The sequence below is a fragment of the Allocoprococcus comes genome, from assembly GCF_013300725.1.
GTDB lineage: Bacteria > Bacillota > Clostridia > Lachnospirales > Lachnospiraceae > Allocoprococcus > Allocoprococcus comes_A.
The window spans coordinates 1-6,631 of the sequence record NZ_JAAIMM010000048.1; the positions used below are offsets into that span (position 1 = coordinate 1).

Annotated in this window: 5 protein-coding genes and 2 pseudogenes; 6 read left to right on the forward strand and 1 reads right to left on the reverse strand. The window is 37.2% G+C overall.

What is annotated here, in order from left to right; genetic code table 11:
* Window positions 1-392: 392 nt before the first annotated feature.
* The 5 genes and pseudogenes from G4407_RS17205 to G4407_RS15660 form a co-directional block, all read left to right on the forward strand.
* A pseudogene (locus tag G4407_RS17205) lies at window positions 393-575 on the forward strand (plasmid mobilization protein); the annotation flags it as partial.
* Window positions 576-584: 9 nt separating this feature from the next.
* Window positions 585-1,013, forward strand: a pseudogene (locus tag G4407_RS15645) (zinc-binding dehydrogenase); the annotation flags it as partial.
* 9 nt (window positions 1,014-1,022) lie between these two features.
* Window positions 1,023-1,415: a VOC family protein gene (locus G4407_RS15650; protein ID WP_173689620.1), complete on the forward strand. Its 393-nt coding sequence runs from the start codon at window positions 1,023-1,025 to the stop codon at window positions 1,413-1,415.
* Between the two features lie 18 nt (window positions 1,416-1,433).
* A complete protein-coding gene (locus G4407_RS15655) occupies window positions 1,434-2,798 on the forward strand; it encodes an MFS transporter (RefSeq protein ID WP_173689621.1) in 1,365 nt (454 codons plus the stop codon).
* Window positions 2,782-3,744, forward strand: coding sequence for a carbohydrate kinase family protein (locus G4407_RS15660; protein ID WP_173689622.1), 963 nt, complete (start codon window positions 2,782-2,784; stop codon window positions 3,742-3,744). Before G4407_RS15655 ends, G4407_RS15660 begins: the two co-directional genes overlap by 17 nt.
* Window positions 3,745-3,951: 207 nt before the next feature.
* On the opposite strand, the gene G4407_RS15665 is transcribed toward G4407_RS15660, so the two are convergent.
* Complete coding sequence (locus tag G4407_RS15665) at window positions 3,952-4,143, reverse strand: hypothetical protein (protein ID WP_173689623.1); 192 nt, start codon at window positions 4,141-4,143, stop codon at window positions 3,952-3,954.
* 159 nt (window positions 4,144-4,302) lie between these two features.
* Here G4407_RS15665 and G4407_RS15670 point away from each other — a divergent pair, with 159 nt between their 5' ends.
* Window positions 4,303-6,594 carry a TOTE conflict system archaeo-eukaryotic primase domain-containing protein gene (locus tag G4407_RS15670; protein ID WP_243868871.1) on the forward strand — a complete coding sequence of 764 codons (2,292 nt, stop codon included), beginning with the start codon at window positions 4,303-4,305 and terminating at the stop codon, window positions 6,592-6,594.
* Window positions 6,595-6,631: the final 37 nt, after the last annotated feature.

Sequence of the window (6,631 nt, forward strand, 5' to 3'; positions counted from 1 at the left end):
TTGCCCCTCAATCTAAACCCTCAAAAAGACATCCCCTCAAAAACTTTGATTACCCAGAAAATACGAATGTACAAATGGAGCTCAAGCCCTTGTGGTTTGGGCTTTTTCTAATTTTGTAGAAAATCTGAGAACAACTATTTCTAAAAAGTCAATTATCATTTTGTAATGGAAAATAGACAGAATTATTCACAAAACTGTTTGTACAATACTAACAAATTTTTGAGCGTATATAGTCTTGTAAAAGTGGCAGCATGGCAATCGAGTAACATCGGTTGCTTTTTTGTTGCCTAATTTTAGAAAGTCATCAATTGTCCCGATAGAGTGATTTCTAAAAAATAAAGTAAAAAGAGTGGAGGAAATGCAAAGTGAAAGAGTATTCAAAAGGTATTTATGTGAAATTTAAACCAGAGGAGGTGGAAATACTGCATGATCGGATGAAGGAAGCCGGAGTTCAAAATATGAGTGCGTATATCAGGAAGATGGCGATAAACGGGTATGTAATAATCCCTGAATGGCCTGATTTGAACCGGGTAATATCTTTACATACAAGGATTAGTAATAATCTCAATCAGTATGCTAAGAAAGCAAATGAAACGGGGAAGCTGTATGAAGAGGATACCAAAAATAAAGATTTCGGTGAGGCGATGATAGAGGCATTTGGACCGGATAAAGCCGATGTGATTTACGACTGTGCCGGAAATAATATCACAATGGGACAGGCAATCAAGTATGCAAGAAAAGGAAGTACAATCGTATTGGTGGCTGTTTTTGCTGGAATGGCAGAGATAGATCTTGCGGTGGCAAATGACCACGAACTTGACATTAAGAGCACGATGATGTATCGCCATGATGATTATATAGATGGAATCAGACTGGTGAATGAAGGAAAGGTTCATTTGAGACCGCTCATATCAAAAACATTTGATTTTAAAGATTATCTGAAGGCATATCAGTATATTGATGACAATCGCGAGACAACTATGAAAGTAATTATTAATGTCAGTGAAAAGTAAGGAGCGTATATGGAAAATAAATATGGAATTGTCGGAGTTGCCCATGTCGGGCTTCCGACAAACGATTTACAGAAAACAGTAGAGTTTTATAAGAGTCTTGGATTTGAAGTAATTATGCAGACTTATAATGAAAAAGCAGGGGAAAAAGTGGCATTTTTACAGATAAAAAATTACTGTATAGAGACTTTTGAAAATGGGCAGGCGGCAATGTCAGACGGTGCATACCAGCATGTTGCACTTGATGTGGAAGACATTGAAAGTATGTATCAGAAAATCTGCAATGAAAAATACACAGTTATTACAGACGGAATCGAAGAACTGCCATTTTGGGAAAATGGTGTGAAGTTTTTTATGATTAAGGGACCAAATGAGGAAAAAATAGAGTTCTGTCAGAAACTCTGATAAAAACAGGAGGGACATATGGGAAGCGAAAACAAAAATGGAAAAGTACCGCTGATCAGTAAGATCGCATATGGGTTTGGTGATGTTGGATGTAATTTCAGCTGGATGTTCGTCAGTAATTTTCTGATGATATTTTATACAGACGTGTTCGGAATCAGTATGGCGGCGGTGTCAGCACTTATGCTTTTTTCAAGATTCTGGGATGCAATCAATGATCCAATCGTCGGGGGACTTACGGATAAAACAAAATCGAGATGGGGACGGTACCGTCCATGGCTGTTAGTAGCGGCACCAATTACAGCGATTCTTCTTGTCATGACATTCTGGGCAAGACCTGACTGGCCGCAGAATGGAAAGATTATTTATATGGTAATTACATACTGTCTGCTGGTTTTGGGGTATACTTGTGTGAATATTCCATATGGAACTTTGTGTGGTGCTATGACACAGGATATTGATGAACGTGCAAAAATAAATACATCCCGTTCGGTTGCAGCGATGATTGCAATTGGTGTGTTAAATATTATCACAGTTCCACTGATCAGCAAATTCGGCAGTCACAGTGCAAAGACAGGATATCTGACGGTTGCGGTCATATATGGATGTATTTTTACAGCCTGTCATTTCTTCTGCTTTGCGAAGACGAAAGAGGCAGTGATTACTCCGGAAAAAGAAAAAATTTCTGTAAAGGTTCAGTTGAAAGCAGTCATGCAGAACAGACCATATCTTCTTGCATTGGCAGGACAGATATTATTTGGATTTACATTATATGGTAGAAACGCAGATATTCTGTATTATTTTACATATGTGGAAGGGAATGCCTCCTACTACACAACTTATTCGATGTGCATCATTATTCCTTCTATCATCGGGGCAGCCTGTTTTCAACCAGTATTCCGCAAGCTGAATAACAAAGGAAGAACAGCATCTCTCTTTGCTTTATTTACAGGAATTTCCATGCTGATTATGTTTTTCTTTAATGCCAAAGAATCACCAGCCATTTTTTATGCTTTATCTGGTCTGACACAGTTTTTCTTCTCTGGATTTAATACTGCAATCTATGCAATTATTCCCGACTGCGTGGAATATGGGGAATGGAAAACTGGACTTAGAAATGACGGTTTTCAGTATGCATTTATTTCACTTGGAAATAAAATCGGAATGGCAGTTGGAACAGCACTTTTAGCAGGATTGCTTGGAAAATATGGTTATATTGCAAATCAGACACAAAATACAACTGTACTTTCAATTATGAAACATGCATTTACGACGATTCCAGGTGCACTTTGGATTGTGACTGCGGTTGTATTGTTTTTCTACCGGTTAAATAAAAAACGTTATAACAAGATTGTGGAGGAACTGAAAAATGGAAGAAAAAGTTGATATCGTGGCATTGGGAGAATTGCTGATTGATTTTACAGAAGCAGGACACAGTCAGGATGGGAGGAAATTGTTCGAACAGAATCCCGGCGGTGCTCCGGCAAATCTTCTAACCGTTGCAAGCCACTTTGGGTATCGCACATCTTTTATTGGAAAAGTTGGAAACGATATGCATGGTAAATTTTTAAAGAAGACATTGCAAAAGGAAGGAATCAATACAGATGCTATTGTTGAAGACCTGGGTTATTTTACAACGTTGGCATTTGTGGAAATCGGTGAAAATGGAGAACGGAATTTTTCTTTTGCAAGAAAACCGGGTGCAGATACACAGTTAAAAAAAGAAGAACTGGATCAGACATTAATTTCAGGTTGTAGAGTTTTTCATTTTGGATCATTATCGCTGACGGATGAACCGGCAGAAAGTACAACGATCGAAGCGGTAAAAATGGCAAAAGCAGCGGGTGTACTTATTTCCTATGATCCAAATTACCGCCCGTCTCTTTGGAAAAACAAAGAGTGTGCAGTGAAAAAAATGAAATCTGTCATAGAACTGGTAGATGTCATGAAGGTATCGGATGAAGAGAGTATTCTGTTGACAGAGGCCGAAAGTTATGAGCAGGCCGCAGACCAACTCCTTGCCATGGGACCAAAGCTGGTTGCCATTACATTGGGAGAACAGGGGGTTCTTATGGCAACAAAAAGCAGAAAAGAAATCATCAAAGCATTTCAGACACATGCAGTCGACACGACTGGGGCAGGTGATTCATTCTGGGGAGGCGTATTATGCAGTATCCTTTCTATGAATAAGAATGTTGAAAAAATGGAATGGGAAGAAATCAAAAAGTGTGCTGTTTTAGGAAATGCAGTTGCTGGATTGTGTGTGCAAAAGAGAGGTGGAATCCCTGCGATTCCGACGAAAGAGGCAGTGTTTGAATTTATGCAGAAATAATGAATGTATATGAACAAACTCGGGGCTGTAAAAACTCCCCTATTTTTAACAAGGATATAAACAGGACAATTTTCAGTATTGCTTATCAAAAGAAAAATCTGCACCTTCCGGACTGGAAAGAAAGTCGTCAAATACAAGTTTTGAAGAAATATCCTCTAAGAGATAGTAAAATACCTATTGTCTTAGAGGATTTTTTATTGAAGAATTTTAATATTCAAGAGTTTGTTTTTTCTTTTTTGACATTAAAGCTAAGATTTCTTGTGGGTTTGTCAACTGACGTCCGGGAAGTGTCTGCTTTGGTGTGCGGTCACGGTCGGCTTCGTCAATTGCTGCGACAAAACGCTTTACGCTGTTTGGATTGGATATGACAAAATTATGAGTAATACTTGATGTAGCCATACGAACACCTCCTAGTTTTTTGTATTAATTATATGATTGACAGAGAAATGCGTCAATAAGAAAAATAAGTATTGAGAATGGTTAGAACAAGTACTAAAGTAAAGTTGGGACATTAAATAGAAGTTACATACGAAATAATAAGAATTGTAGGTGGAAGGTTTGAACATAGAAGCATATGATGCGGATTCGTTGAGAAAGATGGTTAGGTTGCTTGAATATGAGAACAAGATATTAAAAGATAAATTGAAGAAAGCAGGCATTTCATATGAAGAGGTGAATCCTTTTGAAGAAAAAATAGAAAGTGCAGAAGAATATGACCTGGATCAAGGGAATCGTATTGTAAATCCGCCGTATATTACAGAGAAAATGGCAATACGTTTCTTTTCGATGTTTTGGGGAAGAGAAGATGTATATGCCAGACGGGGAAAGAACGGGGGTTATTTTCCACAATGTGCAAATCGTTGGAATGACCGGCTTTGCCCTAAACAACGTAAAGAGAAGGTAATTTGTGATGAATGTGAAAATACCAAATGGATTAGTTTGGATGTAAAAAAAATAATTGCTCATTTGTTAGGCACAAAAGAAGATGGATCAGATGTAATAGGTGTATATCCTTTATTGCCAAATGGTACATGCAGATTTATTGTATTTGATTTTGATAATCACGAAAAAGGAGCAGAGGTTACGGACTTTGCGAATACGGATAATGAGTGGCATAAAGAAGTGGAAGCGCTTAGAAAAATGTGTGAGCTTAATGGTATCAGACCTTTAGTTGAGAGGTCTCGATCTGGAAAAGGTGCCCATGTATGGATTTTCTTTAAAAAGGCAATACCTGCAGCAACAGCAAGGAATTTTGGATTTCTCCTGTTAGACAAGGGTTCAACTTCCATCAATCTGAAATCGTTTCATTATTATGATAGAATGTATCCTTCGCAGGATGTGGCAAGCAGCATAGGTAATTTGATTGCGTTGCCATTACAGGGACAGGCGCTTAAAAATGGAAATAGTGCTTTTGTAGATGAAAATTGGAATGCATATCCTGATCAATGGGATGCCCTTTTTAATAAAACAAGAAAGCTGGGAATAGAAGATATTGAACAATGCATGGCAAAATGGCAGAGAGAGTTAGCAGAAGTCAGAGGATTGCTTACTAATATTGAGAAGAATGTCAGACCCAAACCATGGAAGAAGAAATGCGAGTTTTGTAATTCAGATGTTGTGGGCAAGCTGCATATGGTATTAGGCAATGGAGTTTATATAGATACTCTGAATCTTATGCCAAGAATACAAAATCAGATTCGTAGTTTGGCGGCATTTGATAATCCGGAATTTTACAAAAATAAAAGGCTGGGATATTCTAATTATTATAATTTTAGTGCTGTATATTTAGGTAAGGATATAGATGGATATATACAGGTTCCGAGAGGACTGCGTGAAAATGTTATACAGGAATGTGAAAAAGCAGGCATTTCAGTTGATGTTTCAGATCAAAGAGAAACAGGACAACCTATCAGAGTATCTTTTAAAGGTGATCTGCGAATGCAACAGGAATTAGCAGCAGAAAAATTATTATCACATTCAGATGGGGTTCTGAGTGCGGCAACTGCATTTGGAAAGACTGTAGTATGTAGTTACCTTATTGCAGAGCGAAAAGTAAATACGCTCATTTTGCTGCAAAGTAAAGATTTGCTTAATCAGTGGGTTGATGAATTGAATCATTTCTTAGAGATAAGAGAAGAACCACCGGAATATGAAACAAAAACAGGAAGAAAGAAAAAAAGAAATAGTGTGATAGGCGTTTTGCATGGAAATAAAAATACATTGACAGGGATTATAGATGTTGCAATGGTTGGTTCAATGTACAGCAGAGGAAAATTTAATGAACGAATTAATTCTTACGGAATGGTAATTATGGATGAATGTCATCACGCAGCTTCTAACACATCTATGGACTTATTACAAAAAATAAATGCAAAATACGTGTATGGTGTTTCTGCTACACCTAAACGTGGTGACAGTCTTGATCGGATTATCTATATGCTGCTAGGACCTTTGAGACATAGATTTACTGCATTGGAGAGAGCCAAGGAGCAAGGGATTGGACATTATTTTGTTCCAAGATATACAAGAGTAGTTGATACTGCAGAAAGCAAGGATAATATTGATAAAGCATATAATTTGATTAGTACCAGTAAGGTGCGCAATGAAATGATCATAAATGATGTTATAACTTGTGTTGCAAGAAAACAAACGCCTGTAATTTTGACAAGATTTAAGGAACATGCAAAACTTTTATATGATGCCTTAAAGGAAAAAGCAGATCATGTATTCCTTCTATATGGGGGTAATTCGGATAAGGAAAATACTGAAATAAGAGTAAAATTAAAGCAGATACCTGAAAATGAATCGCTTATTTTGGTGGCAACTGGTCAGAAAATAGTCTGCAAATAAAAAGTCAAGCAGAGATTAATGAACTTTGAAAAATTTA

Coding starts and splice junctions, on each gene's coding strand:
- G4407_RS15650 (WP_173689620.1), top strand. CDS start 1,023: ATGGAAAATAAATATGGAATTGTCGGAGTTGCCCATGTCGGGCTTCCG.
- G4407_RS15655 (WP_173689621.1), top strand. CDS start 1,434: ATGGGAAGCGAAAACAAAAATGGAAAAGTACCGCTGATCAGTAAGATC.
- G4407_RS15660 (WP_173689622.1), top strand. CDS start 2,782: ATGGAAGAAAAAGTTGATATCGTGGCATTGGGAGAATTGCTGATTGAT.
- G4407_RS15665 (WP_173689623.1), bottom strand. CDS start 4,143: ATGGCTACATCAAGTATTACTCATAATTTTGTCATATCCAATCCAAAC.